Below are 25,921 nucleotides of genomic sequence, written 5' to 3' on the forward strand. Positions count from 1 at the left end.
CGCGCCGGGCGGGGCACCGGTATGGGGCGGCTCGAAAACGCCCCCTCCGGGGACGGTCCGGCGTCCGGGCGCCGGTGCTCAGGCGCCGGTGCTGACCAGCTCGTCGGCCGGACTGTTCACCGGCTGCGGCGCCCCGGAGAGGTCCATGACGAAGAGCGGAAGACCGATACCGTCCGCCCTGGCCCGCGCCTCGGCCTCGTACCCCGTGAGCGAGAAGAAGACCCCGGTCGCCGAGGCTCCCAGGGCGTTCAGCCAGAGGCACTCCACCGCGCGCAGCTCCACCGGCCGGGTCGTGGCGTCGACCTGGGCGACCAGCCCGGTGGCCCGCAGATCGATCCCGCCCGCGGTGCGCACCCGGGGCCGGGCCACCTCGCGGTAGCCGAGCCAGGTGAGGTAGAGGGCGGCCGCGCTCACCGCGTCGTGGCCGGTACGGATCGTCCGCGGCCGGAACGAGGGGCGGGGGTGGGCGGCGGTGCGCGGCAGCGGGATGTGCGCCGGGGCGACCGGGCCGGGCGGCGGGGCGGGCTCGTCCACCGGCCGCACCGGTATCCGCAGCAGGGCCCCGCACGGGCAGCAGAGCTCCGGCTGGGGCCACTGGTCGCGCCGGTCGCAGTCGGTGCAGCGGACGGTGACCCAGTCCTCGTCCCACGTACGCCGTGTGACCTGGACGGCCGGGGCGCCGGGCACCAGCGGCGGGGCGGTGGGCGCTCCGCACGGGCACGGGTAGGCCGGTGCGACATACGCGTGGTCCCGGTTGCAGAGCGGGCACCGGACCGGCACGGATTTCACGATCGTCTCCCTCCGGCACTTCACGCGTGGAACGGCTGCGCTCCGTGCCTCCCTCGTCACCCCATAGTCCACCAGGAGCGAGGTTCCGGGGAGGGAATCGGCGCACTTCGTGCCGAACGGCGCCGGGGTGCGGTGCGGGCGTCGGCTCTTGACGGCGACAGCGCCGCGTTTTAGATTGCTTCCGTATAGCAGAACTGAATTTCCGCGATACGGAATTGGTGCTCTCAGGTGGCGCGACAGAGCCCGACTCCACCAATCCCGAGCAGGAGCACTCAATGCCTCGTATGACCGCTGCCCGTGCGGCAGTCGAGATCCTCAAGCGCGAAGGCGTCAGCAACGCGTTCGGTGTGCCGGGTGCGGCGATCAACCCCTTCTACGCGGCCCTCAAGGCCTCCGGCGGGGTCCAGCACACGCTGGCCCGGCACGTCGAGGGCGCCTCCCACATGGCGGAGGGCTACACCCGGGCCAAGGCCGGCAACATCGGCGTCTGCATCGGTACGTCGGGCCCGGCGGGCACCGACATGATCACCGGTCTGTACTCCGCCATCGCCGACTCCATCCCGATCCTGTGCATCACCGGCCAGGCCCCGACCGCCGTCCTGCACAAGGAGGACTTCCAGGCCGTCGACATCGCCTCGATCGCCAAGCCGGTCACCAAGGCGGCGACCACCGTCCTGGAGGCCGCCCAGGTCCCCGGCGTCTTCCAGCAGGCCTTCCATCTGATGCGCACCGGCCGCCCCGGCCCGGTCCTCATCGACCTGCCGATCGACGTCCAGCTCACCGAGATCGAGTTCGACCCCGAGCTGTACGAGCCCCTCCCGGTGCACAAGCCCGCCGCCTCCCGCAAGCAGATCGAGCGGGCCGTGGAGCTGCTGAACGCCTCGGAGCGCCCGCTGCTCGTTGCAGGCGGCGGCATCATCAACGCCGACGCCTCCGAGCTGCTGGTGGAGTTCGCCGAGCTGACCGGCGTCCCCGTCATCCCCACCCTGATGGGCTGGGGCATCCTCCCCGACGACCACGAGCTGAACGCGGGCATGGTCGGCCTCCAGACCTCCCACCGCTACGGCAACGCCAACTTCCTGGAGTCCGACTTCGTCCTCGGCATCGGCAACCGCTGGGCCAACCGCCACACCGGCAAGCTGGACGTCTACACCCAGGGCCGCACCTTCGTCCACGTCGACATCGAGCCCACCCAGCTCGGCAAGATCTTCGCCCCCGACCTGGGCATCGCCTCCGACGCCAAGGCCGCGCTGGAGCTCTTCGTCGAGGTGGCGCGCGAGCTGAAGGCGGCGGGCAAGCTCAAGGACCGCTCCGCCTGGGCCGCCTCCACCCAGGAGCGCAAGGCCACCCTCCAGCGCCGCACCCACTTCGACAACGTGCCGCTCAAGCCGCAGCGCGTCTACGAGGAGATGAACCGGGCGTTCGGCCCCGAGACCCGTTACGTCACCACCATCGGGCTCTCCCAGATCGCGGGCGCCCAGATGCTGCACGTCTACAAGCCGCGCCACTGGATCAACTGCGGCCAGGCGGGCCCCCTCGGCTGGACGATCCCGGCCGCGCTGGGTGTCGCCACCGCCGACCCGGAGGGCACGGTCGTCGCCCTCTCCGGCGACTACGACTTCCAGTTCATGCTGGAGGAGCTGGCCGTCGGCGCGCAGCACCGCATCCCCTACGTCCACGTCCTGGTGAACAACTCCTACCTGGGCCTCATCCGCCAGGCGCAGCGCAACTTCGACATCGACTTCCAGGTCAACCTGGAGTTCGAGAACCTCAACTCCCCGGAGCTGGGCGTCTACGGCGTCGACCACGTCAAGGTCGTCGAGGGCCTGGGCTGCAAGGCCATCCGGGTCACCGAGCCGGACCAGCTGCTGCCCGCCTTCGAGGAGGCGAAGAAGCTCGCCGCCGAGTTCCGGGTCCCCGTCGTCGTCGAAGCGATCCTGGAGCGGGTCACCAACATCGCGATGAGCGGCACCGACATCGCCTCGGTCAACGAGTTCGAGGACATCGCCACGGACCCGTCCCACGCCCCCACCGCGATCCGCCCGCTGACGGTGTCCTGACCCTCCGTCAATTCTCCCTGGGCCAGGCCCCCGTCCCGGATTCCTCTCCGGGGCGGGGGCCTCCCCCTGTACGGAGGTACGCTCACCCCGGGGGCCTCACCGGTGGCCGAAGGGCGGGGAGCGGACCATGGCCGACTACCACCACGGCGAACTCGCCGTGCAGCACCGGGCCGGACTGCGCGACCCGGCGGCCGGATCGCTCCGCGCCATCCGCGACGCCGTGCCCGACGCGGCCGCGGTCTTCCTCGCCCGCCAGCCGATGATCGTCGTCGGTGCGGCCGACGCCTCCGGGCGGCTCTGGAGCACCCTGCTCACCGGCGAGCCCGGCCTCCTCGGCGTACCGGACCCGAAGACCCTGACGATCGGCGCCCTGCCCGCCGCCGACGACCCGCTCGGCGCGGTGCTCCGGGAGAGCGGCACCCGGGTCGGCGCGATCGCCATCGAACCGGCGACCCGCCGCCGTATCCGCCTCAACGGCACCTCGGTGCCCGAGGGCGACGGCGTACGGGTCGCTCTCGACCAGGTGATCGGCAACTGCCCCAAGTACCTCCAGAGACGGGAGTACGCCCTGCTCCCGCCCGACCGGGCCGGCCGGCGCACGGCGGTCCGCCGGGGGGACGCGCTGACCACCGTCCAGCAGCTCACCCTCGCCACCTCCGACAGCTTCTTCATCGCCACCGCCTCACCGGACGGCGACGCGGACGCCTCGCACCGGGGCGGCAACCCCGGCTTCCTCCAGATGCTCTCGCCCACCCGGCTCCGCTGGCCCGACTACGCGGGCAACGCCATGTTCCTCACCCTGGGCAACCTCGAACTCCACCCGCAGGCAGGGCTGTTGGTACCCGACTGGGAGACCGGCGACCTCCTCCAGCTCTCCGGCACCGCCCACACCGTCTGGGACGGGGCGCAGGCCGCGGCCGTACCGGGGGCGCAGCGCACCGTGGAGTTCGGGATCGAGGCCGTCCAGGAGACCCGGGACGCGGTACGGCTGCGCTGGAGCGATCCGGACTTCTCCCGGTTCAACCCGCCGGTGGCACCCGGGTAGTCAGCAGCACGGGCAGCCCTGGACGGCCTCGGTCATCACGCCCACGACCTCGGCCTTCTGCTCCAGCAGCCCGGCGACGACGGCCTCCAGACCTTTGCGGTGGTCGTCCCGGGAGGTGAGCCCCGCCCACCGTCTGCCGACCGCGTTGAGGCGGGGGAAGTCCACCGAGTCCAGGAATTCCAGGGCGTGTTCACGGTACTCCGGGCGCTCCGGCCGGGCCCGTACGCGCTCCCGGCCGGCCCGGATGGCGAGTTCGCCCGTGGTGTAGTGCCAGATCACGCGGAACGCGTACACGGCGTCCTCCAGCGTCATCCCGCACCCGACCGCCGCGTCGACGATGTTCTCCACGACCCACAGCGAGGACTCGCTGACGAAGTCGTCGAAGGAGAGCACCTCCACGATCCACGGGCACTCCGCGAGGAGGTCGTGCAGCACCTGGGCGGCGGCGAGGAGGCGGGCGCGCGGCTCGCCCGGCAGCACCGGACGCGGATAGCGCCTGGCGTGCGCGTCGAGAAGCAGCAGGAGGAGCTCGTCCTTGTCCTGTACGTGGTGGTAGAGGGCCATGGCCGTACTGGACATCTCCCGGGCCAGCCGGCGCATGGAGAGGCGCTCGGGACCCTCCGTGTCGAGAATGCGCTGCGCGGCGACGAGTATCGCCTCCTGCGAGAGGCGGGGCGGGCGGCCGGTTCGGCCGGAGCGGTGTCCGCCGGACTCCATACATCCCTCTTTCTTCGCGAGGCAACCTGCGAACCGGCCTTGTCGGGCCTGTTGTTCCGGCCACTCGGGCGAATCCGCGTCCTGGGCAGGGAAGGCGGCGGCATATGCCGCCGGGTGAATTCTTGGAGGGAGAAAGCTTGACAGAAGAGTGCTGCACATAAACTGGACGGCCGGGAATAAGCGGTCCACCGCAGTGAAGTGCGCGGACGCGTCGGGATCACCTCGCGTACCGCCACAGGCCGGACGCCCAGGCCGAGTTGGGCTGTGTCGGCAGTGTGAAATGGCGTCAGTGACAACCCAAAATCGTCCCGCTACTGTTATCTTACGCGTACGTCTCATGGATACAGGAATGGCCGGAAGAGAGGCGCCTGAAGTGGTCATCGACGGCGAGGCCGTGTTGATCGTTGAGGCAGGTACGGGTCGCGAAAGGAAACGGGTGGCCCGCAATCCTGTCGGGTGTCCGAATTCCACCCGATGTCATTCACCCCGCCGGGGAACCGCCGGGGAAGCGTCCACGCGTAGCGCGCTGCTGCGGGCGTGTCCGGGCCACTGGCCCTGAGCCGCGCGTGCCCGGACCCCGGGCGCGACCACTCCGAGCCGTCCAGCTCCACCACCCGGCCCGCCCTTTCCCGGAGGGCGCACGGGCCGGACCGACCGGTCCCGGACCACCCCGTGGAGCCGGTGCACCGCCGCGGCGCCTCGCGGGGCGCCCCGCCGGGACCCGGCGCGAGCCGTGCCCGGACACCACCAGCCGGCCGCCGTACCGACGCGGTGCGGTGCGCGCTCATCACGATCACAGGAGGCGACCGAGTGTTGGCCACGTCGGGGGAACCGTTGCGCATACAGCTCTTAGGTCCGGTACGGGTATGGCGGCAGGGCCAGGAGGTGCCTCTGGGGCCGCCCAAGCAGCGCGCGGTGCTCGCCCTGCTCGCCAGCAGGGCGGGTGAGGTGGTCGGCGTCGACAACATCGTCGACGGGCTCTGGGCGGGCGACATCCCGCAGACCGCGACCAACGGGGTCCACACCTATGTGGCCGGGCTGCGGCGGGCACTGGAGCCCGGGCGCAGCAGACGGGAGGCGGGGGCGATCCTCACCTCGGTCTCCGGCGGCTACTGCCTGCGGATGGACCCGGAGCAGGTGGACGCCACGCTCTTCACCCGTCGCCACGCGCGGGCCCGCAGGGAGCGGACCGGGGGGAGCCCGGACGAGGCCGTGCGGTGGTACGAGGAGGCCCTCGCGCTCTGGCACGGCGACGCGTACTCCGGCATCCCGGGGCCGTTCGCCGCCGTGGAGCGGACCCGGCTGCGGGACCTGCGGCTGACCGCCGTCGAGGAGTGGGCCGCCGACATGCTGGAGGCGGGGCGCCACGCGGAGGCGGTCGCCGAACTCTCCACCGCCGTGGGTGAGGAGCCGCTGCGCGAGAAGCTGCGCTGGCTGCTGATGCTCACCCTCTACCGCAGCGGACGCCAGGCGCACGCGCTGGCCGTCTACACCGAGACGCGGCAGCTGCTCAGCCGGGAGCTGGGCATCGAGCCGGGCGCCGAACTGCGCAGCCTGCACCAGCAGATCCTGGCCGGCCACCCCACGCTGCGCCGGGAGGCGGAGGGGGCGGCGCCCCGCCCCGTGCGAAGACCCCCGAGAGGCACCCCCGACCTCTCAAGACCCGTGCAACTTCCCCCATTGGCACGGGGATTCGTCGGACGGACCGAGGAACTGGACCGTCTGGAGGGGCTGTTGGACGACGAGCGCAGCGGGTACGGGGCGAGCACCCCCATCGCCGTCGTCGACGGACCCCCGGGCGTCGGAAAGACGGCGTTCGTGCTGGAGCTGGCCCACCGGCTGCTGGACCGCTTCCCGGACGGCCAGCTCTACGTCGACCTGTGCGGCACCGGCCGCCAGGGCCGGCCGCTGAACGCCTCGGACGCACTGGAACAACTCCTGGCGAGCCTCGGTGTCGAGAGCTCCCGGATGCCCGCCGATGTGGCCGGCCGCACCACCCTCTACCGCAGTCTGCTGCACGGCCGCCGCATGCTCGTGGTCCTCGACGAGGCCCTCAGCGCCGACCAGTTGAGGCCCCTCATACCGCGCGGCTCCTCCTGCGTCCTGGCCACCAGCAGGCAGCGGTTCAGCGGGCTGGCCGCCCGCGACGGCGCCCATGTGCTCACGATGGGACCCCTGGCCGACCATGACGCGGCGATCCTGCTCACCAGCCTCTGCGGGGGCCGCCTCCGGGGACAGGAGGCGGCCGCGGTGCGGCTGGTGCGGCTGTGCGGCGGTCTGCCGCTGGCCCTGCGGATCGCGGCCGAGGAGCTGGCGGCCAACCCCACCGTCCCGCTCTCCGCCATCGTCGAGAGGTTCGCCGCCGCCTGCGCGGAGCGCGAGTCGCCCAGGAACCGTGAGGCGGCCCTGATCCGCCTGGTCGAGTGGGAGTCCGGGACCGGCCGGGAGACGCCCGGCCACGTACAGGTGGACATGGGCGACGTCCGCACCGTCGTCCTGCGGTAGCCGGCAGCCGAGGGGGCGGACACGGTCCACCGCATCCGCCCCGCCACAGAGACGTCAGGCCGGAAGCTCCTCCGGCCCCGTCGGCATCGTGCGCAGCTTCCCGACCGGCGACAGGAAGATCGGCACGAGCATCGCCGCCGACAGCACCCCCGCCACCCACAGCGCAGCGTGCAGCCCCAGCACCCCGGCCAGCAGCCCGCCGACCGGCCCGCCGAGCGCCCCGCCGCCGTACAGCAGCATCCGCATCGCGGCCGTCATCCGGCCCATCAGCGGCTGCGGGGTGATGCTCTGCCGCAGGCTCACGATGATCACGTTGGAGATGCTGGAGCCGAAGTATTCGAGGAAGAACGAGGCGACGAACAGCCCCACCAGCAGCCACGAGGGGCCGCCCGCCGCCGGGATCAGCAGCGGGCCCAGGAAGATGATGGAGACCGAGACCCGGTAGGCCGTGCCCACCGAGAGGCGGCGCACCACCATCCCGGCGATCAGCGCCCCGAGCAGGCCGCCCACCGCCGCCGCGCCCATCACGAAGCCGACGGTCGCCGCCGACAGCTCCTTGTCCCGCACCGCGTACAGCAGGAACAGCGACTGCACCATGGTCAGGAAGAAGTTGCAGGAGCAGCCGACCAGCCCGATCGCGCGCAGCCACCGGTTGCCGAACACCCAGCGCAGCCCCTCCGCCAGCTCCGCGCGCAGCCGCCGCTTCTCGGTGCGCGCGGGCGGCTCCGGCTCCGGCGCCCGGACCAGCAGCAGCGAGATCACCGACAGGGCGTACGAGAAGGCGTTGGCGGCCATCGCCGCGGGCGCCGAGAAGGCGGTGACCAGCGTGCCCGCGATCCCGGGGCCCGCCACATCGGCCGACGACAGGGTGGCGTTGAGCTTGGTGTTGGCCTCCAGCAGACTGCGCTTGTCCTTCACCAGCACCGGTACGTAACTCATCCAGCTGACGTCGAAGAGCACCGCCGCCGTGCCGACCCCGAACGCCAGCACGTACAGCAGGGGCAGGGTCAGCAGCCCGAAGTGGTACAGCAGCGGCACCAGGCCGATGAGGACCATCCGCACGATGTTGGCGCCCAGCATCACCGGGCGCTTGCGCACCCGGTCCACCCAGACGCCGAAGACGAGCGCGAGCGCCAGGAACGGCACCAGCTGGGCGAAGCGGAGCATGCCGAGCTGCTCGGGCCCGACCTGGAAGACCAGGACCGCGGTGAGCGGCAGGGCGAGGTTGGCTATCTGGGTGCCGTACAGGGAGAGGCCCTCGCCCACCCAGAACACCATGAAGTCCCGGTTGTGCCACAGGCTCCGGGGTGGCGGGGGCTCGGCCTCCTTCGCGGTGGCGGTGTCCGCGTCCTTGCGGCTGCTGTCCTCGCTCACCCCGAAGCTCCCCTGCGCAGTGCCTGGTTGACGATCTCCGCGATGGCCACGAGCCCCGGTTCCCGCCAGATGGAGTGGTGGTCGCCCGGCACGGTGTGCTGGTCGAGTCTGCTCGCGTACGGCTCCCAGAGCAGCAGGTGCGGCTCCGACTCCTCGGCCCTGACCAGGGTGGTCGGCCCGTCGTGGACCCCGTCGATGACGTGGTCCACCATCGCGTGGGCATGCGCCCGGAACAGGGTGAACCGCTCCAGCAGGAACTCCGCGTCGAACTCCTCCGGTACGGTCCCCGAGTCCGCGATGGCCTCCAGCCGCTCCTGCGGGCCCGCCTCCGGGCCGAGCTTCGCCAGCGCCCGGTCCAGCTGCGGCGCCCCGCCGCTCACCAGCCCCAGGAAGTCATGGAGGAAGTACCGCACCAGCGCGGGCCCCGGCGGGAAGGGCTGGGTGCCGGGCAGCGCCGCGTCGATGACGACCAGCAGCGGCACCTCCTCCCCCTCGGCGGCCAGCAGCCGGGCCATCTCGAAGGCCACGACACCGCCCAGGGACCAGCCGAGCAGCTGGTAGGGCCCGTGCGGGCGGGCCGCCCGGAGCGTGGCCGTATGCACCTCGGCCAACTCCCGGATCGACTGGGCCGGTTCGTCGATCCCGTCGAACCCGGGGGCCTCGAAGCCGAACACGGGGGAGCCGGGGTCGAGGCGCGCGGCCAGGTCGGTGTAGCAGTACGGCGAACCGGAGACCGGGTGGACGCAGTACACGGGCGGCAGGCCGCCGCCCGTGCGGAGCGGGACCAGGCTGTCGGTGGGGATGCCGGTCACCGGTTCCCGCCTCCGTCGTTCGGCGGGGCGGAGCTGAGCAGCTGGTCGATGGCGGCGGCGACACCGCTGACGGTGCCACCGCCGTGGAGCAGACGTACGTTCACCTTGATCCCGAAGTGTTTGCTGAGCCGGCTGACCGCCCGCATGGCCTGGAGCGAATCCCCGCCGGCGGCGATGAAGGAGCTGTTCGCCCCGATCTTGGGGGCCGACAGCACGGTGGCGAAGATGTCGGCAACCGCCTTCTCCGTGGGGGAGTTCGGCGCCACGTAGGAGGCCTCCCCGTCCTGGGGCGGCGGCGGTGCGGGCAGCGCCTTGCGGTCGGTCTTGCCGTTGGCGGAGAGCGGCAGCCGGTCCAGGACGAGGACGACGCCCGGCACCATGAACTGCGGGAGCGAGCCCGCCAGATGCGCGCTGATCACCCGGGGCCGGACCGTCCGGCCCGGTCGCGGCACGACGTACCCGACCAGCCGCAGATCACCGGCCGCGTCCCTGCGGGTGGCGACGACGGCCTCCTTCACCGCCTCATGGGACCTCAACGCCGCCTCGATCTCGCCGAGTTCGATGCGGTGGCCGTTCACCTTGACCTGGAAGTCGGAGCGGCCGAGCAGTTCGATCAGCCCGTCCGGGCCGTACCGGGCCACATCGCCCGTCCGGTAGAGCCGCTCCCCGCTGACCTCGCCGTGGGACCAGTCGAAGAACCGCTCCCCGGTCAGCTCGGGCCGGTCGAGATAGCCGGTGGCCAACCCGATCCCTGCCAGGTGCAGTTCACCGGCGACGCCCGGCGGCACCGGCTGGAGTTCGGCGTCCAGGATGTACGTGCGCTGGTTGGCCATCGGACGCCCGTACGGGATGCTCGTCCACCCGGGATCGACCTCGCCCACCTCGTACAGCGTGGAGTGGATCGAGGACTCGGTGGCCCCGCCCAGCGCCACGAACCGGAGCCCGGGAGCGGCCCGGCGCGTCCGGTCCGGCAGCGAGAGCGGCACCCAGTCGCCGCCCAGCAGGGCCAGGCGCAGGGCGTGGAGAGGCGGGGCGCCGCTCTGCTCCAGCTGATCGACGACCAGTTCGAGGAGGGCGGGCGCCGAGTTCCAGACCGTGATCCGGTGCGTGGCCAGCAGATCGGCCCAGTGCTGCGGGTCCTTGGCGAGCGCGGGCTCCGGCAGCACCACCGTGCCCCCGGCCGCCGTCAGCCCGAGGAACTCGTAGACGGACATGTCGAAGCTGGGCGACGACAGCGCGAGGACGCGGTCCCCCGGTCCCACGGAGTAGCGGGAGTTGAGGTCCGCGATGTTGTTCATCACCCCTTGGTGGCGCAGCGCGATCGGCTTGGGCGCGCCGGTCGACCCCGAGGTGTGGATGACGTACGCGAGATTCCCGGGCGCCACCCCGCTGCTGACGTTCCCGGCCGGGGCGCCGGCCCACTGCTCCGCGTCCCGGTCCAGCTCCACGATCCGCGGCCCGGCCCCGGCGAGCCGCGACGCGAGCCCGCTCCGCGAGACGATCACCGCACACGAGGTGCCGGTGACCATCGCCGCGATCCGCTGCTCCGGATAGTCCGGGTCCAACGGCACATAGGCGGAGCCCGACTTGAGGACGCCCAGCACCGCCACGAGCAGGTCGGGCGACCGGTCCAGGCAGATGCCCACCCGGCCGCCGACGCCCGCACCGAGCCCGCGCAGATGGCGCGCCAGCCGGTTCGCCGCCGCGTTGACCTCGCCGTACGTCCACTCCTCCGTGCCCCGGATCAGTGCGAGGGCCCCGGGGTCGGCGGCCGCCTGCTCCTCGAACGCCTCGTGCAGGCAGCGGTCGTGGGGGAGTTCGGCCGCCGTGTCGTTCCACTCGACCAGGGTGCGGCGCAGCTCGCCGTCGGTGAGGAGCCGCAGCCGGGAGACGGCGGTGTCCGGGCGGTCGAGGGCGTCCTCCACCAGCGTACGGAAGTGGGTGAGCAGGCGCAGGACGGTCTCCTGGTCGAACAGGGTCGCGTCGTAACGGAGTTGGACGATGCGATGGGGGTAGGCCCCGCCGCTGCGTTCCTGGAGCACCAGCTCGAAGTCGGTCGGCGGCTTCTCGCCGTCCGCCACCGGCTCGCGGCGCTCCAGGACGGAGCGTGAGAGGTCCGCCGGTGTCGTCCCCTCGTCGATGGTGCAGCTCAGCCGGAAGGAGCCCACGCTTGGGGTACGGACGCGGAAGCCGAACTCCTCCTGGCCGGTGTACCGGTGGAGCAGCGCGGCGAACCCGGCGAGCAGCAGCTCCTCCGGGGCCGCCCCGGCCGCCTTGTCCAGCACCACCCGCTGCCGGGCGGTGCACCCGGCGGGCTCGCTCCGGCGCGGCCGGTCGGTGGGCAGCAGGGCGGGGGGCGCCGAGCCGTCCCGGTGCCGGGGCGTCACGCCACTCCTCCCGCCCGCGCGCCGGAAGCCGCCGGAGCGGGCACTCCTGCGCCGGAGGCCGCCGGAGCGGGAGCCCCCAGCGGCAGCGGATGGCGGGCGCACAGCTCCGCCACCCCCGTCCGGACCGCGTCCCGCTCCCCGGCGTCGAGGACGTACTCCCGCTCGCCCCGGACGGTCGTTGCCTCCAGTACCCGGTGCAGCAGCGCGGCACAGCTGCGCATCCCGGCCGGGCCCATGCCGCGCTGGGCCAGGATGTTGGTGCCCAGCCGCAGCCCGCTGGTGACCAGCGGTGGCCGCGTGTCGTCCGGGACCCGGTTCCGGTTGGCGAGGATGCCGCACTCCTCCAGGGCCCGTTCCGCGACCACCCCGGTCATGGGGCGGCCGGTCAGGTCGATCAGCACCATGTGGTTGTCGGTGCCGCCGGTCAGGACCCGGTGGCCCAGCGCCGACAGGGCGTCCGCGAGGGCCGCCGCGTTGTCGACGACCAGGCGCATCGTCTCCTTGAAGGCGGGCTCCGCGACCAGCGCGAGGGCCCGGGCCTTCGCCGCGATGGCCGCCGGGTTCGGCGTGCCCTGCGACAGCGGGAAGACGGCCCGCTGCATCAGCCGCGACAGCGGGGTGCGGCCGTCCGGGCCGGGCGTCGCGTGCTCCCGCCCGATCAGGATCAGCCCGCCGCGCGGCCCGCCGAGCTGCTTGTACGTACTGGTCGTCGTCGCGTGCGCCAGATCCACCGGCGTCGGATGCTCCCCGGCCGCCACCAGCCCCGCGATGTGCGAGATGTCCGCCACCAGGTACGCGCCCACCGAGTCCGCGATCGCCCGGAAGCGCGCGAAGTCCAGCGTACGGGGGTGGGCACTGGCCCCCGCGATGAGCACGCTCGGCCGGTGCAGCTCGGCCAGCGCCGCCACCTGCGCGTAGTCGATCCGGCCCTCGCCGTCCAGGCCGTAGTGCACGGCCTTGTAGTGCATCCCGGTCACCGAGGCCGGGGAGCCGTGGGTGAGGTGCCCCCCGGAGTCCAGGTCCAGGGCGAGAATCGTCCCGCCGGGGCGGACCAGCGCGGCCAGCACCGCCTGGTTGGCCGAGGAGCAGGAGTGCGGCTGCACATTGGCGTACACCGCGCCGAAGGCCTGCTTGGCCCGCTCCACGGCGAGCCGCTCCACCAGGTCGAACTGCGCCGCCCCCGGGTGGTAGCGGGCCCCCGGGTACCCCTCGGCCGTGACATTGGAGAGCGCCGATCCGGCGGCCGCCAGCACCGAGGGGTCCGCGATGCTGGTGGAGGCCACCATCGCGAGCGTCGCGTGCTGCTGCACCACCTCGGCGTCCAGCAGCCGCGCCAGCTCGGGGTCGGCCACGCTCAGCGCGGCCGCCCCCCGCTGGGCCAACTCCGCCTGCGAGAAGACGGGTTCAGGCACGGGTCGCCGCCTTTCCGGCCTTCGCCACCAGCTCGTCGATCGCCGTCGCGAGCGCGCCGACCGTGGCACCGCCGTACAGCAGCCGGACGTTGACCTTCACCTTGAAGTGCTTGTTCAGGCGGCTCACCGCCCGCATCGCCTGGAGCGAGTTCCCGCCCAGCTCGAAGAAGCTGGCACCGGTCCCGACGCGCTCCTGGGCCAGCACGGTCCCGAAGACCTCGACGACCTTCTCCTCGGTCGGGGTGACGGGCGCGATGTACGAGTCCGCCGCACCGCCCGCGCTGACCGGGGCGGGCAGCGCCGCCCGGTTGATCTTGCGGGCCGGGGTCAGCGGGAACTCCTCCAGCTCCACCCAGGCGGTCGGCACCATGTACTCGGGCATCGTCCGCCCCAGGTGGTCCCGCAGCTCCGCCACCGTGGGCGAGGTGTCGCCGAGGACCGTGTAGTAGCCGACGAGCTGCTTCTCCCCGTCGTCCTCGCGCAGCAGCACCAGCGCCATCCGGACCTTGGGGTGGGTCAGCAGCCCCGACTCGATCTCGCCGAGTTCGATGCGCAGACCGCGCAGCTTCACCTGGTTGTCCAGGCGCCCGATGAAGTCGATCTGGAGGTCGGGCGTCCACCGCACCAGGTCGCCCGTGCGGTAGACGCGCCCCTCGCCGAGGAACGGGTCCGGCACGAACTTCTCGTCCGTCAGCTCCGGCAGGTTGAGGTAGCCGCGCGAGAGCCCCTCGTCCCCGCCGATCAGCAGCTCACCCGGGACACCGACCGGCACCAGGTTGAACTCCTTGTCGACCACATAGTGCAGCCGGCTGAACTCCGGGCGCCCGATCGGCGGCGAGGACTTCCACTCGCGGTGCTCGCACAGATACTCCGTGGTCGCCACCGACGCCTCGGTCGGCCCGTACAGGTTCACGAACTGACGGCCCGGCAGGTTCCACTTGTTGACCAGCTCGGCCGGGAGCGCCTCCGCCCCGCCCATGATGTATTTGAGGTCCGGGTACGGCTCCGCCTCCACCAGCGACAGGATCGCCGGGGAGAGCCCCGCGTAGGTGACGCGCTGGTCGCGCATGAGCGCCCCCAGCGACTCCGGCGACGAGGCGTCCTCGGGCGCCACCAGCACCATCGCGGACCCGCTGATCAGCCCGGCGAAGATCTCGCCCTGCGACATGTCGAAGGTGAGCGCGGGCAGTTGGAGGAGCCGGTCGGTGTGGCCCCACTCGCCGAAGGTGCGCCGGTAGGCCTCGATGAACATGCGCAGCCCGCGCTGTTCGATCATCACGCCCTTGGGCTTGCCGGTCGACCCGGAGGTGTAGAGGACATAGACGAGCGAGGTCGGCTCCGCCCACTCCTCCAGCGGTACGTCGTCGGCCTCGGCCTCCACCGTCTCCCACTCGGTGTCGATCCGCAGCACCTCCCACCCGCTGGAGGGCGGCAGATCGCCGACGTTCGCGTCCCGGGTGATGACGAGCGGGGCTGCGGTGTCCCGCAGCATGTGGTCCAGGCGCGCGTTCGGGTGCGAGGGGTCGATGATCGTGTACGCGGCCCCGGAGATCATCACGCCGACGATCGCCACCAGTGCGTCCAGGTCCCGGTCCATCGCGATGGCGACGACCTGCTCCTGCTTCACCCCGCGCGAGCGGATGTGGCGGGCCAGCTTGCCGGAGCGCCGGATCAGCTCCGCGTACGTCATCTCCTTGCCCCGGCACACGGCGGCGACCAGCTCCGGGTGCTCCCGTGCGATCCGGGCGATGGTGGCGTGCACCGGCTCGGTCGGGTAGTCGAAGTCGGCCCCGCGCCCGGCCTCCAGCAGCTCGCGCCGCTCCTCCTCGGTGAGCAGCGGCAGCTTGGAGACGGGGGTGTCCGGGTCGGCGGCGGCCGCGCCCAGCACGGTCCGGAAGTGCTGGACCATCGCCTCCACCCGGCGGCGGTCGTACAGGTCGGTGGCGTACTCCACGATCAGCCGCAGCCGGTCCGCGCCCTCGATGAAGCTGAAGGAGAGGTCGAAGCGGGAGCGCCCGCCGGAGACCAGGATCGACTCGGTCTCCAGCCCGTCCAGCTGGAGCGCGTCCCCGGTCGTCGTCTCACCGAGCAGCTGCACGGCGATCTGGAACAGCGGGTTGCGCCCCGCGTCCCGTACCGGCTGCACCCGGTCGACGACATGGTCGAAGGGCACGTCCTGGTTGTCGTACACATCGAGGTTGTTGTCGGCGATCCGCTCGATCAGCTCGGCGAAGGTGATCCCGCCGGAGAGGTCCGAGCGCAGCACCGTCATATTGATGAACAGGCCGACCACGTCTTCGAGTTCGGGATCGGTACGGCCGAGCATCGGCACCCCGATCGCGATGTCGTCCTGCCCGCTGTACCGGGCCAGCACCACCTTGAGCGCGGCCGCCACCACCATGTAGAGCGAGGCGCCCTGCTCCTGCGCCAGCGAGCGGGCCCGGCCCAGCAGGTCGGCCGGGAAGCTGACGGTGAAGGTCTCGCCGTTACGGGTGGGCTCGGCCGGGCGGACCCGGTCGGCGGGCAGCTCCAGCGCCTCCAGCCCGGCCAGCCGCTCCTGCCAGAAGTCCAGCTCGCTCTCCCACTGCCCCGAGGCGCGCTGCTCGCGCTGGCGCTCCACATGGTCGGCGTAGGTGGCGGCCGGGGCCGGCAGCTCGGGGGTGAGGCCCGCCCGCAGCTGGCGGTACGCCTCGGTGATGTCCCGGCTGATCACCCCGCCGGACCAGCCGTCGGTGACGATGTGGTGGTAGTTGAGGGAGAGGACGTGCTCCTCGTCGGCCAGCTTGAAGAGCTGGAACCGGCGCACCGGCCCGGCCGCCAGGTCGAAGGGGGTGTCGGCCTCGGCCTTGAGCGCCTTGTCGAGTGCCTGCTCCCGCTCCTCGGGCGTGAGCCCCGACAGATCGGTGACCGGCAGCGGGGTGTCCTCGGCCGGGGCGACGACCTGGTGCGGGACGCCGTCCACCGCGTGCAGGGTCACCCGCAGCTGGTCGTGGCGGGCGACGAGCAGGTTGAGCGCCCCCTCCAGCGCGGGCAGGTCCAGCGGGCCGCGCAGCCGGTAGGCGGTGGGGACGTTGTAGGTGGTCTCCCCGGGGTTCATCTGGTCCAGGAACCACAACTGCTCCTGCCCGAAGGACAGGTGCATACGGGACTCGTCAGCGTCCGACGCGCTCATGGTCACAGGACTCCGTTCGGCAGATTGCTGTTCTGTCCGCTGAAGTGGGCAGCGGACGGGGGAACTTGAGGGGAGGGGCGGAGCAGCGGTTCGATCCGTCTCAGCCCCTCGGTCACGGCCTCGGGATCGCGGGCGAAGCAGATCCGGAAGCCGTCGGTGGCCCCGAGGGTCTCGCCGGGCATCAGCAGCACCCCGGCGTCCAGCACCCGGCGGCAGAGCGTCAGCGGCTGCTCCCCGGTGGTCAGCCGGAGCCAGGCGAAGGGGGTGTTCTCCGGCTCCACGAGCTGCACGGCGTCCGCGTTGCGCTCCGCGAACTCCCTTACGAGCTTCAGCCCTTGGCCGGTGATGTCCGCGTACCGGCGCAGATAGTGGTCCCGGTGGTCCAGCACATCGCAGGCCAGCGTCTCGCAGAGCACCGAATTGGCGATGGTGGAGAGGAACTTGCGCCGCGCACACCCCTCGACGACCTCCGGCGGCCCGTACAGCCAGCCGACCCGCAGCCCCGGGAACCCGTACACCTTGGAGAGGCTGGAGACCGAGATCACCCGGTCGCTGCCCCGCGCGGGGGAGTCCCGCAGGTCGAGGGCGTACTCCTCGTCCAGCAGCAGATAGGCGGCGCGCCGCTCCGCCAGCTCCAGCAGCCCCTGGAGGTCGGCGTCGGCGATCCGCCGACCGGTGGGATTGCACGGGGAGTTGGCGACGATGAGCCGCAGCCCGGGACCGGCCAGCGCGGCGGCGGCCTCCACGTCGAAGGTCAGATCCTCGCGGTAGGGCGCGCAGTCGACCCGGCAGCCCAGATCGGCCGTGATGTCCCAGGACTGCTGCCACCCCGGACGGTAGACGATCACCTGCGCACCGGGGGAGAGCAGCGAGGCGTAGACGAGGTAGAGGGCCTGCTGCGCCCCCTGCGTGATCAGTACGCCGGCGGGGTCGCCGGCGTAGAGGGCCGCGACCCGGTCGCGCAGCGCGCCGATGCCCCGGTCGTGCCCGTAGTCCAGCTCCAGGTCCGGCGGTACGGAGAGCTGGTCGAGGCGGCCGGGGAGCATGTTGCTGTCCCCGAGGTCGATGTCGAAGCGTCCGGCGGCGTCCTCGAAGACCCACCGCTGCATCGGGTACTCACCTGCGGCGCTCATCGGCCGGCCTCCGGGGTGCGGGCCAGCAGGGCGCGCAGCGGCGGGGCGAACACACCGCTCGCCACCTGCTGGGACTCCCCGGTCAGGGTCACCGACCCGTCCGGCGCGAGGGCCACCGTCACACTGCCACCCGGCATGCGGACCTCCACCCGGTCCTCGCAGAGCCCGAGTTGGCGGGCGGCGGAGGCGGCGGCGCAGGCGCTGCTGCCCGAGGCCAGCGCGTAACCGGCGCCACGCTCGTACACCTCGATCTCCAGCAGCTCGCGGCTCACCACCCGCAGGAACTGCACATTGGTGCGGTGCGGGAAGCGGGCGTGCCCGGCGATCTCCGGGCCCAGGGTGCGGGCCAGCTCGGCGGTCGGCTCTGCCACGGGCACCACGGTGTGCGGGTTGCCGTTGTGGAGCGCGGTCACCGTCAGCTTCCGCTCCCCGACCGTCAGCGGCAGGGAGAGCGTGGACCCCTCGGCGGGGGTGCCGTCCTCGTCCAGCAGGGGCAGGGCGGCAGCGTCGAACGTGGGGCTGCCCAGGCCGACTTGGACGATGCCCGCCGCCCGGTCCAGGATCTGTACGGGGCTGTCGCCCGCGGCCGTGCGGAGTGTGAACGGCTCACCGCCCGCCCACGTCTCCGGCTCCCGCTCGGCCAGGTGCAGGGCGAACATCCGCAGCCCGTTGCCGCTGCGCTCGCAGACGGAGCCGTCCGAGTTGAAGAGGGCCAGCGGGACCGGGACCCCGGGGCGGGGCTCCTCCAGCGGGCCGTGCAGGACCCCGTCCGCGCCGATGCCGAAGTGCCGGTCGCAGACGAGCCGTACGGACTCCGGCGAGACGGGGACGTCGGTGCAGCGGGGGTCGATCACCACGTAGTCGTTGCCCAGTGCCTGATACTTGAAGAAGTCGGTCATGACTCGTCTCAGGTAGGTGGCGGGGGACAGGACCGCTCCCGGCGCGGACTCGGGCCGGGAGCGGCCCCGTACATCAGGCGTCCTGCTCCTCCAGCGCCGCCGCGTCGTGCTCCTCGCCGTACCACTTCTCCGCCCAGCGGGAGAAGGCGATGATCACGATGTCGCGGTGGCCGGGCCCGCCGTCGGCCGACAGGACGTCGGTGACGTCATGGGCGAGCCCCCGGTCGTCCAGCAGCACCGCCTGGCCGGCGTCGAGGGTCCCCGACCAGAACGGCGCGTCCGCCCCCGGCTTCCAGAGCCGGGTGGTGCCGCCCGCCACGTTCACCTTGTTGAGGATGGCGATCATGACGAACTCGTGCCCGTCGTGGTGCACGCCCTCCGGGGTGAGCGGGCCGGGCCTGCCGCCCTCGGCGCGGGTCCGGTTCTGGTGGACGTTGATCTGCCACGGCTCGGACCGGTCCAGGCCCAGTTCGCGGATGCCCTCGGAGATCAGCGGGGTGAAGTCCACCTCGATCGGCTCGTAGACGCGGCGGATACCGCCGCCGACCGGGTTGAACTTCTTGTACGTGGTGTAGTCGCGGTGCGGCAGCCGCTTGAACGACCAGTTCTCGCCCTCGGCGGGCGTGAGCTTGTACTGCGAGAACCGCTTGAACCGCGTCCCGTTGCCCATGTAGTCGTCGACCGGGCACCGGTCGTAGCTGGGCAGGATGTCGGGCGCGACCTCGGGCAGGTCGATGACGGTGAAACCTTCGGCGCCGAGCGGCATGTGCTCTCCCCTCCTGGTGGGTGGTGGCGGAATGTCAGGCGGTGACCGACGGCATGCGCTCGTCCAGGTACGTCGCCGAGGAGTTGAGGCGCCACAGGATGCCGCGGGCGATGGCCCGGCGCATCCGGGGGGACTCGGCGGCGGGCAGCACCACGTTGTGGAACCAGCCCTGGGCGTGCTGGGAGTCGATGGTGATGTGCAGCCGGTGGTAGACGATGCCGACGTCGGGCAGGCCGAGCCGCTCCCAGGCGTGCACGACCTGGACGAACCGGTCCGGCGCCATCCACTCGGTCATCCCCAGGTAGCCGACGGCCTCCGGGTACAGGGCGCGGTAACGGCACAGCAGGACGGCCAGGTTGCCGTTGAGGAGCGAGTTGGCGGTGAGCGAGCGCTCCAGCTCCTCGTCCGGGATCTCGAAGACCTCGAAGATCTTGTTGAAGAGGGTGGTGTGGACCTGGGCGTGGTCCCCGTTGCCCATCTCGTCCCAGAAGTTGGAGGCGATCTCCATCTTCGCCGCACCCGCCGTGCCGACCTGCATCATCGCCAGCAGATCGTCGAAGCGGCCGTCGACCACGGACTCCTGCATCACGTAGTTGCGCAGGTCGGACTCGGTGGCCCGGTCGCGGATGAACTCGTGGTAGTAGGGGTGCTTGTAGACCCGGTGCTCACGCGCGGTCTTCTTCAGCCAGGAGAGGTAGGCCCGCGGCTCGGTGGGCGCCTCCTCCAGCAGCCCCGGCTCGATCAGCCGGTCCTGCGCCTCGGCGGTCGCGGCCTCCAGCTGCCGGCCGATCTCGTGCACGACGACCGAGCCCTCGGCGGTCTCCTGGTCCGTCAGCTTGGTGTGCAGCCGGTAGACCCGGTCGAGGAGGAACTGCTGCGCGTACAAAGCCTGTTGGTCGTCGGCCGCCGCCTTGTTGATCTCGGCCACCCGGCCGAGCAGGGCGGTGCGCGCATCGCCCGCGAACTGCGAGTCGACCTTGTCGGCCGCCGTCGCGAGGATCGCGGTGACCTCGTCGACGGTGGCCAGATAGCGGGTGGCGGGCTCGGTCCCGGCCCGGGAGGTACCAACTTCGGGCATCTGCTTCCCCTTGGATTCACCTGATGACTGTGACGTGCCGTACGTGCCGTGCGGGTAGCCGTCTGTCGCGCTGAGGAGAGAGGGGGAGGAGGAAGGGGGTCGCACCGCACACGGCCTTCGAGGCGCCGGGCAGGGTGTGTGCCAGAACGGCAGACGCGGTCAATGCGCCGCCCATACTGCACGCAGGTCTCTGGGCAGACTCTGTACGCGGTCTATACGGATTCGAGCCATCGGGCGGGGCGCGTGGGAAGGCGCCCGGCACCCCGGTCAAGGCATGGCAAAGAGGGCGCGCAGTACGGGACCGTATCCGTACTCCGCGCCCTCGTTCAGGGGTGATGGAGGTGTGGTGCTCGGTATGACAGGGACCGCGGCGGCGGCGATCGGAGCCGGGTGAGGGCGTCTCCTTCAGGTCAGAAGACGGTCCCCGGATCCTTCACCACCGCACTGGCATCGCACAGCCGCCGCGGCCTCGTCGTCCTGCCCGCGCCGCGCGGCACCCCTCATCCGGGTGCGCGGTGCGGGCAGGGTCTGTGGGGGAGGCTCAGGGTGTGTCCGCCCTGATCCGCCGGACGCGCCCTAGTCCTCGCGCAGGGCGCGGACGGCCTCCTCGACGCGCTTGCCGTAGTCGGCGTCGGCGGCGTGGAAGTGGGCGAGGTTCTTCTCGATCACGTCGTCACGGGTGACCTGCGCGAGGCCTCCGGCGATGTTGGCGACCAGGCGGCCCTTCTCGTCCTCCGACATCAGCCGGAAGAGCTCGCCCGCCTGGAAGAAGTCGTCGTCCTTGGCGTGGGCGGGGGCCTCGTGGGTGCCCGTCCAGCCGTGGATCGCCAGCGGGGAGCCGAGCGCGGCGCCGGTCTGGGCCGGACCGGCGTACGAGTTGGGCTCGTAGTTCTTGTCGTGGCGCGAGCCGTACCGCGTGGCGTGCAGCCCGTCACGGCCGTAGTTGTCGGCCTCGGCCGCCTTGGGGGCGTTGACCGGCAGCTGGGTGTGGTTGACGCCCAGCCGGTAGCGGTGCGCGTCCGCGTAGGCGAAGAGCCGGCCCTGGAGCATCTTGTCCGGGGACGGGCCGATGCCGGGCACGAAGTTGTTCGGCGAGAACGCGGCCTGCTCCACCTCGGCGAAGACGTTGTCCGGGTTCCGGTCCAGGACCAGCCGGCCGACCCGCTGGAGCGGGTAGTCGGCGTGCGGCCACACCTTGGTGAGGTCGAACGGGTTGAACCGGTAGTCCGCGGCCTCGGCGGCCGGCATCACCTGGACGTACAGCGTCCAGGACGGGTTGACGCCCCGCTCGATGGCCTGGAGCAGGTCCGTCTGGTGCGAGTTGGCGTCCTTGCCGACCAGCTCGGCGGCCTGCTCGGCGGAGAGGGAGCGCACCCCCTGGTTGGTCTTGAAGTGGTACTTGACGAAGAAGGCCTCGCCCTCGGCGTTCGTCCACTGGTAGGTGTGCGAGCCGTAGCCGTTCATGTGGCGGTACGAGGCGGGGATGCCCCGGTCGCCCATCAGCCAGGTGACCTGGTGCGTCGCCTCGGGGGAGTGCGCCCAGAAGTCCCAGACGTTGTCCGGCTCCTGACGGCCCGTGAACGGGTCGCGCTTCTGCGAGTGGATGAAGTCGGGGAACTTGATCGGGTCCTTGATGAAGAACACCGGGGTGTTGTTGCCGACCAGGTCGTAATTGCCCTCGTTCGTATAGAACTTGAGGGCGAAGCCGCGCGGGTCGCGGACCGCGTCCGCGCCACCGAGGGAGTCGGCGACGGTGGAGAAGCGGATGAAGGTCTCGGTGCGCTTGCCCACCTCGGAGAGGAAGTCGGCGCGGGTGAAGCCGGTGACGTCGTCGGTCACCTCGAAGTAGCCGTACGCGCCGGAGCCACGGGCGTGGACCACGCGCTCCGGGATGCGCTCACGGTTGAAGCGGGCGAGCTTCTCCAGGAGGTGCTGGTCCTGGAGGAGGATCGGTCCACCGACACCGGCGGTGGCGGAGTTCTGGTTGTCGGCGACCGGGGCGCCTGACTCGGTCGTGAGCACACGCTTAGCCATGTGGCGGGATGACCTTTCGTACGAGCTGCTGACGGCTTGAGGAGCGTAGATTCGCCGCGAGACAACGTCAACAGTTTGTTGAAAACGAAGTGTGTGGTTCCGGGCCGCGGCAGCGCCTGGGCGCGACAGGACAGGTGTCAGCGCCACCGCGGCCCGGAGATCAGGGGGCCCGTCGTGCGGGCCGTGGCCCCGTACGAGGCCAGGGGCTCCTTGCGGAGCCGGGGGAGGTCAGACCTGGGAACCGGAGAGCCGCTCCACCGAGCGCAGCAGCGCCGAGTGGTCCAGCCCGCCGTCGCCCTGGGCGCGCAGCGAGGCGACCAGCTGGGCGACCACACCGCCGACGGGCAGGGCGGCGCCGACGTTGCGGGCGGCGTCGGTCACGATGCCCATGTCCTTGTGGTGCAGGTCGATCCGGAAGCCGGGGGCGAAGTCCCGCTTCAGGAAGTTGTCCTTCTTGCGGGTCAGCACGGTCGACCCGGCCAGCCCGCCGTTGAGCACGTCCAGCGCGGCGGCCAGGTCCACCCCGGACTTCTCCAGGAAGACCACGGCCTCGGCGCACGCCTGGATGTTGACCGCGACGATCAGCTGGTTGGCCGCCTTCACCGTCTGGCCGGAGCCGTGCGGCCCGCAGAGCACGATGGTCTTGCCGAGCGCCTCCAGGAGCGGCTTCGCGGCGTCGAAGTCCGCCTGCTCACCGCCGACCATGATGGACAGCACCGCCTCGATGGCCCCGGCCTCACCGCCGGAGACCGGCGCGTCCAGGACCCGGATGCCCTTCTCGGCCGCGTTCTTGGCGAGGTCCACCGAGGTCTGCGGGGTGATCGAGGACATGTCCACCAGCAGCGCCCCGCGCTTGGCGTTCTCCAGGATGCCGTCGGGGCCGTAGGCGATGGCCTCGACCTGCGGGGACGCGGGCACCATCGTGATGACGACATCCGCGTCCTTGACCGCCTCCGCGATCGAGGAGGCGCCGGTGCCGCCGGCCGCGACCAGCCGGTCGATCTTGGCCTGCTCCAGGGTGTAGCCGGTGACGGAGTAACCGGCCTTGATCAGGTTCTCCGACATGGGGGAGCCCATGATGCCGAGACCGATCCAGGCGACCTTGGGGAGGTTGTTGCTCATGAGGGTGCCTTCCTGAAAAACGTGTGTACGTAAGGGGGTTGGGCTCGCCCCGTCGTGGACCGGGCCGGTCAGCCGGCTGCTCGGGCGGAGGCCGGGAGCCAGTCGAAGGACTCCGCGCTCGGGCGGTCGCCCGGCTTGTACTCCAGGCCGACCCAGCCGGCGTAACCGGCGTCCTTCAGCTCGTCGAGGAGCCGCTCCAGCGGGAGCGTGCCGGTGCCCGGCGCGCCGCGGCCCGGGTTGTCGGCGATCTGGACGTGGCCGGTCTTCGCGGCGTACGCCTTGATGACCTGGCTCAGGTCCTCGCCGTTCATCGACAGGTGGTACAGGTCCAGCAGGAACTTGGCGTTCCCCAGACCCGTCGCCGCGTTGACCTTGTCGACGACCTCGATCGCGGCCGGTGCGCTGACCAGCGGATAGAGCGGCGACTCCGGCTTGTTGAGGGTCTCGACGAGGAGGATCGCCCCGATGCGGTCCGCCGCACGGGCGGCCAGCACCAGGTTCTCCAGGGCGAGCGCGTCCTGCACCTGCGGGTCCGCGCCCTCGACGCGGTTGCCGTACAGCGCGTTGAGCGCCGTGCAGCCGACCGAGGCGGCGAAGTCGGCCGCCACCTCGATGTTGGCCCGGAAGCGGTCCGACTCCGGGCCGGGCACGGAGAGCGCGCCGCGGTCGGGGCCGGGCAGCTGTCCGGCGTAGAAGTTCAGCCCCACCAGCTGGGTGCCGGCGTCGTCGAGTGCCTTCTTGAGGGCGTCGAGTTCGGCCTGCGGCGGGGTGGGGGTCTCGATCCAGGGCCACCACAGCTCGACCGCCGTGAAGCCCGCCGCGGCGGCTGCCGCGGGGCGCTCCAGGAGCGGGAGTTCCGTGAAGAGGATCGAAAGGTTCACATCGAAGCGCTGGTCCGGGTATCCCATGAGGGTTTCGGCGCTCCTTCCGTATTGCGGAAGTTAGTTTCTGCTTAACGGAAGATTGCCTGGGGGGTGGCGGGGCTGTCAAGGGGGTGGAGCAAAATTCGCCCAGGTCGGCGGCGTACGGAATCGGTGGCGCGGGCGCCTTCGAACTCCTCCCAGCAGCCCCTTCGGGCATACGAAAGCGGGGCGGGGGCCGCCGTCGACCCCCGCCCCGCCCGGCTCTCACGCCGTACGTCCCGCTCCTAGCTGCCCGGCACCGTGTCCTCGAAGGTCTTCCCCGCACTGCGGTACGACCCGACCAGCGCGTTCACCTGCGCCGGGGTGAGCACCTGGTCCTTCACATGCAGGACGTAGTCCACCTGCTGGTCGTAGGCGCGCGGCGTGGTGCTCGGCTGCCCCTCCAGGTCGATCAGCCACTGGTTGAAGTTGATCGACATCGGCCGCTCGGGCAGGAAGGCCGCCCCGTGCGTCCCGAAGTGCTGGCCGTCGACGTAGTACGTGATCTGGTTGTTGTCGATGGTCACCACCAGGTCGTGCCAGCCCGCGTACGACGCCCGGACCTCGCTGTGCGCGTTGACCGCCTCCCACGGGTCGGGCCGGTAGGTCTCCCACGAGGTCGTGTAGAGGATGTTGGCCGGCTCGCCCCAGCCGCCGTTGGGCAGATACTCGAAGTCGTACTCCGCGTAGTCGTCCGCCATCGGCGCCGTGAGGTCGTTGATCGTGAAGAACGTCTGCACGATCCGGTCGCCGTCAGGACCCGAGCGCGGCGCGTCGCTGAACTTCACCCGGGACGCGTACGTCCCGTTCTTGAACTTCATCGACCGCGTCAGGATCTCGGTGTGCTTGGTCGAGGCCCCCGTCCCGGCGGTGGAGGTCTCCAGGTTCATCACCGAATTGCCGCTCTGCGAGGCGAAGGTGACGTTCTCGGGCGCCCAGGTCGCCCCCGGCACCCCGGGACCGCCGGAGTTGGACCGTACGCTCCAGCCGTTGGCGTTGATCTTCGGGTCGGTGTGCGAGCTGTAGTTGAAGTCGTCGAACAGCCGTGCCCCGTCACCCGGCGGGTCGGTGGGCGGGTCCGTGGGGTCCGGCGGGTCGGTCGGCCCGTTGCCCCCGGGCGCCTCGCCCCACACGGTCGCCCCGTTCACCTGCGCCGTCACCTTGGGCCAGTCGCCGTACGTGGTCCGGTCCGGGCCGAAGGAGTAGTCGTCGGACTGGATGAGCGAGGCCCAGGAGGCCTGGTGGAAGCGGAGCTGCATGTCCCCGGTGTCCGCCCCCGGCGCCAGCGAGCCCGCGCCCGGGGTGAAGCCGATCTCCAGGTACCGGTCGGCGGTGGCCGTCGGGTTGGCGAGCGTCCCGAACGTGCCGGTGATGTTCGCGCACCCCTTCACCGCCCAGGAACAGGCGAACCGGTAGGCGGCGGAGGCCGAGTCGGCCTTGAAGTAGTACCGCACCTTGACACTGCTCAGCGGTACGGAGGTGGCACCGGCGTTGCGCACCTTCAGCCACGGCTCGCTCTGGTCGGCGCTCGCACCGGACGCGCTCGTACGGTACTGGACGACGATCCCGTCCGCCGCGGCGCTGGCCGAGGACGGCAGGGCCGCGAGCCCGGTGGCGGCCAGGGCCACGGCGGCGGCCGAGGCTGCGGCGGTGCGGAGCCTGGACCTGCGGCCGCGTGGATTCCTGCGTGATGTGGTCACGGGTGGGTTCCTCT

The 25,921-nt window shown here is 71.6% G+C and carries 18 protein-coding genes; 3 read left to right on the plus strand and 15 right to left on the minus strand.

Annotated features, from left to right (window positions below):
- Positions 1 to 78: 78 nt before the first annotated feature.
- Positions 79 to 789, minus strand: coding sequence for a hypothetical protein (locus tag GTY67_RS29200; RefSeq protein WP_161280959.1), 711 nt, complete (start codon positions 787 to 789; stop codon positions 79 to 81).
- A 275-nt stretch (positions 790 to 1,064) separates the two neighbouring features.
- Between GTY67_RS29200 and gcl the strand changes: the two genes are divergently transcribed.
- On the plus strand, positions 1,065 to 2,849 hold the full coding sequence (gcl, locus tag GTY67_RS29205; protein WP_161280960.1) for a glyoxylate carboligase: 1,785 nt from the start codon (positions 1,065 to 1,067) through the stop codon (positions 2,847 to 2,849).
- A gap of 127 nt (positions 2,850 to 2,976) precedes the next feature.
- Positions 2,977 to 3,894, plus strand: a complete 918-nt coding sequence (locus GTY67_RS29210) for a pyridoxamine 5'-phosphate oxidase family protein (protein WP_161280962.1) — start codon at positions 2,977 to 2,979, stop codon at positions 3,892 to 3,894.
- On the opposite strand, the gene GTY67_RS29215 is transcribed toward GTY67_RS29210, so the two are convergent.
- Positions 3,895 to 4,611, minus strand: a complete 717-nt coding sequence (locus GTY67_RS29215) for a TetR/AcrR family transcriptional regulator C-terminal domain-containing protein (RefSeq protein WP_161280964.1) — start codon at positions 4,609 to 4,611, stop codon at positions 3,895 to 3,897.
- An 885-nt stretch (positions 4,612 to 5,496) separates the two neighbouring features.
- Between GTY67_RS29215 and GTY67_RS29220 the strand changes: the two genes are divergently transcribed.
- Entirely contained in the window at positions 5,497 to 7,116 is a 1,620-nt protein-coding gene (locus tag GTY67_RS29220) for a BTAD domain-containing putative transcriptional regulator (protein ID WP_343238783.1), read from the plus strand.
- Positions 7,117 to 7,170: 54 nt separating this feature from the next.
- Here the strand turns inward: GTY67_RS29220 and GTY67_RS29225 are convergent, their stop codons facing one another.
- The 13 genes from GTY67_RS29225 to GTY67_RS29285 all read right to left on the minus strand — a co-directional run bounded on the left by GTY67_RS29225 (position 7,171) and on the right by GTY67_RS29285 (position 25,907).
- Positions 7,171 to 8,490: an MFS transporter gene (locus tag GTY67_RS29225; RefSeq protein WP_161280966.1), complete on the minus strand. Its 1,320-nt coding sequence runs from the start codon at positions 8,488 to 8,490 to the stop codon at positions 7,171 to 7,173.
- Positions 8,487 to 9,302, minus strand: coding sequence for an alpha/beta fold hydrolase (locus GTY67_RS29230; protein WP_093686563.1), 816 nt, complete (start codon positions 9,300 to 9,302; stop codon positions 8,487 to 8,489). The genes GTY67_RS29225 and GTY67_RS29230 overlap by 4 nt, the downstream gene beginning before the upstream one ends.
- The gene (locus GTY67_RS29235; protein WP_161280968.1) at positions 9,299 to 11,689 is read right to left on the minus strand and encodes a non-ribosomal peptide synthetase; all 2,391 of its coding nucleotides are present in this window, start codon (positions 11,687 to 11,689) and stop codon (positions 9,299 to 9,301) included. Before GTY67_RS29235 ends, GTY67_RS29230 begins: the two co-directional genes overlap by 4 nt.
- Positions 11,686 to 13,101: a serine hydroxymethyltransferase gene (locus GTY67_RS29240; protein WP_161280970.1), complete on the minus strand. Its 1,416-nt coding sequence runs from the start codon at positions 13,099 to 13,101 to the stop codon at positions 11,686 to 11,688. Before GTY67_RS29240 ends, GTY67_RS29235 begins: the two co-directional genes overlap by 4 nt.
- A complete protein-coding gene (locus tag GTY67_RS29245; RefSeq protein WP_161280972.1) occupies positions 13,094 to 16,273 on the minus strand; it encodes a non-ribosomal peptide synthetase in 3,180 nt (1,059 codons plus the stop codon). Before GTY67_RS29245 ends, GTY67_RS29240 begins: the two co-directional genes overlap by 8 nt.
- A gap of 2 nt (positions 16,274 to 16,275) precedes the next feature.
- Positions 16,276 to 17,406: a pyridoxal phosphate-dependent aminotransferase gene (locus GTY67_RS29250; RefSeq protein ID WP_161280974.1), complete on the minus strand. Its 1,131-nt coding sequence runs from the start codon at positions 17,404 to 17,406 to the stop codon at positions 16,276 to 16,278.
- Positions 17,403 to 18,305 carry a diaminopimelate epimerase gene (dapF, locus tag GTY67_RS29255; protein WP_237502943.1) on the minus strand — a complete coding sequence of 301 codons (903 nt, stop codon included), beginning with the start codon at positions 18,303 to 18,305 and terminating at the stop codon, positions 17,403 to 17,405. The genes GTY67_RS29250 and dapF overlap by 4 nt, the downstream gene beginning before the upstream one ends.
- Before the next feature lie 73 nt (positions 18,306 to 18,378).
- A complete protein-coding gene (locus tag GTY67_RS29260) occupies positions 18,379 to 19,071 on the minus strand; it encodes a 2OG-Fe dioxygenase family protein (RefSeq protein WP_093686567.1) in 693 nt (230 codons plus the stop codon).
- 34 nt (positions 19,072 to 19,105) lie between these two features.
- Positions 19,106 to 20,149, minus strand: coding sequence for an iron-containing redox enzyme family protein (locus GTY67_RS29265; RefSeq protein WP_161280975.1), 1,044 nt, complete (start codon positions 20,147 to 20,149; stop codon positions 19,106 to 19,108).
- A 576-nt stretch (positions 20,150 to 20,725) separates the two neighbouring features.
- A complete protein-coding gene (locus tag GTY67_RS29270) occupies positions 20,726 to 22,183 on the minus strand; it encodes a catalase (protein WP_161280977.1) in 1,458 nt (485 codons plus the stop codon).
- Between the two features lie 228 nt (positions 22,184 to 22,411).
- The gene (locus tag GTY67_RS29275) at positions 22,412 to 23,305 is read right to left on the minus strand and encodes a 2-hydroxy-3-oxopropionate reductase (protein WP_161280979.1); all 894 of its coding nucleotides are present in this window, start codon (positions 23,303 to 23,305) and stop codon (positions 22,412 to 22,414) included.
- 68 nt (positions 23,306 to 23,373) lie between these two features.
- Positions 23,374 to 24,213, minus strand: a complete 840-nt coding sequence (locus tag GTY67_RS29280) for a TIM barrel protein (protein WP_161280981.1) — start codon at positions 24,211 to 24,213, stop codon at positions 23,374 to 23,376.
- A 239-nt stretch (positions 24,214 to 24,452) separates the two neighbouring features.
- Positions 24,453 to 25,907 (minus strand): cellulose binding domain-containing protein, encoded by a 1,455-nt coding sequence (locus GTY67_RS29285; protein WP_093686572.1) that lies wholly within the window; start codon positions 25,905 to 25,907, stop codon positions 24,453 to 24,455.
- Between the last annotated feature and the right edge of the window lie 14 nt (positions 25,908 to 25,921).

This window comes from Streptomyces sp. SID8374 (assembly GCF_009865135.1).
GTDB lineage: Bacteria > Actinomycetota > Actinomycetes > Streptomycetales > Streptomycetaceae > Streptomyces.

Bases quoted from the DNA above. Each gene is read 5' to 3' on its own strand.
- GTY67_RS29210 (WP_161280962.1), top strand. From the start codon at position 2,977: ATGGCCGACTACCACCACGGCGAACTCGCCGTGCAGCACCGGGCCGGA.
- dapF (WP_237502943.1), bottom strand. From the start codon at position 18,305: ATGACCGACTTCTTCAAGTATCAGGCACTGGGCAACGACTACGTGGTG.
- gcl (WP_161280960.1), top strand. From the start codon at position 1,065: ATGCCTCGTATGACCGCTGCCCGTGCGGCAGTCGAGATCCTCAAGCGC.
- GTY67_RS29280 (WP_161280981.1), bottom strand. From the start codon at position 24,213: ATGGGATACCCGGACCAGCGCTTCGATGTGAACCTTTCGATCCTCTTC.
- GTY67_RS29275 (WP_161280979.1), bottom strand. From the start codon at position 23,305: ATGAGCAACAACCTCCCCAAGGTCGCCTGGATCGGTCTCGGCATCATG.
- GTY67_RS29215 (WP_161280964.1), bottom strand. From the start codon at position 4,611: ATGGAGTCCGGCGGACACCGCTCCGGCCGAACCGGCCGCCCGCCCCGC.
- GTY67_RS29270 (WP_161280977.1), bottom strand. From the start codon at position 22,183: ATGGCTAAGCGTGTGCTCACGACCGAGTCAGGCGCCCCGGTCGCCGAC.
- GTY67_RS29265 (WP_161280975.1), bottom strand. From the start codon at position 20,149: ATGCCCGAAGTTGGTACCTCCCGGGCCGGGACCGAGCCCGCCACCCGC.
- GTY67_RS29245 (WP_161280972.1), bottom strand. From the start codon at position 16,273: ATGAGCGCGTCGGACGCTGACGAGTCCCGTATGCACCTGTCCTTCGGG.
- GTY67_RS29250 (WP_161280974.1), bottom strand. From the start codon at position 17,406: ATGAGCGCCGCAGGTGAGTACCCGATGCAGCGGTGGGTCTTCGAGGAC.
- GTY67_RS29260 (WP_093686567.1), bottom strand. From the start codon at position 19,071: ATGCCGCTCGGCGCCGAAGGTTTCACCGTCATCGACCTGCCCGAGGTC.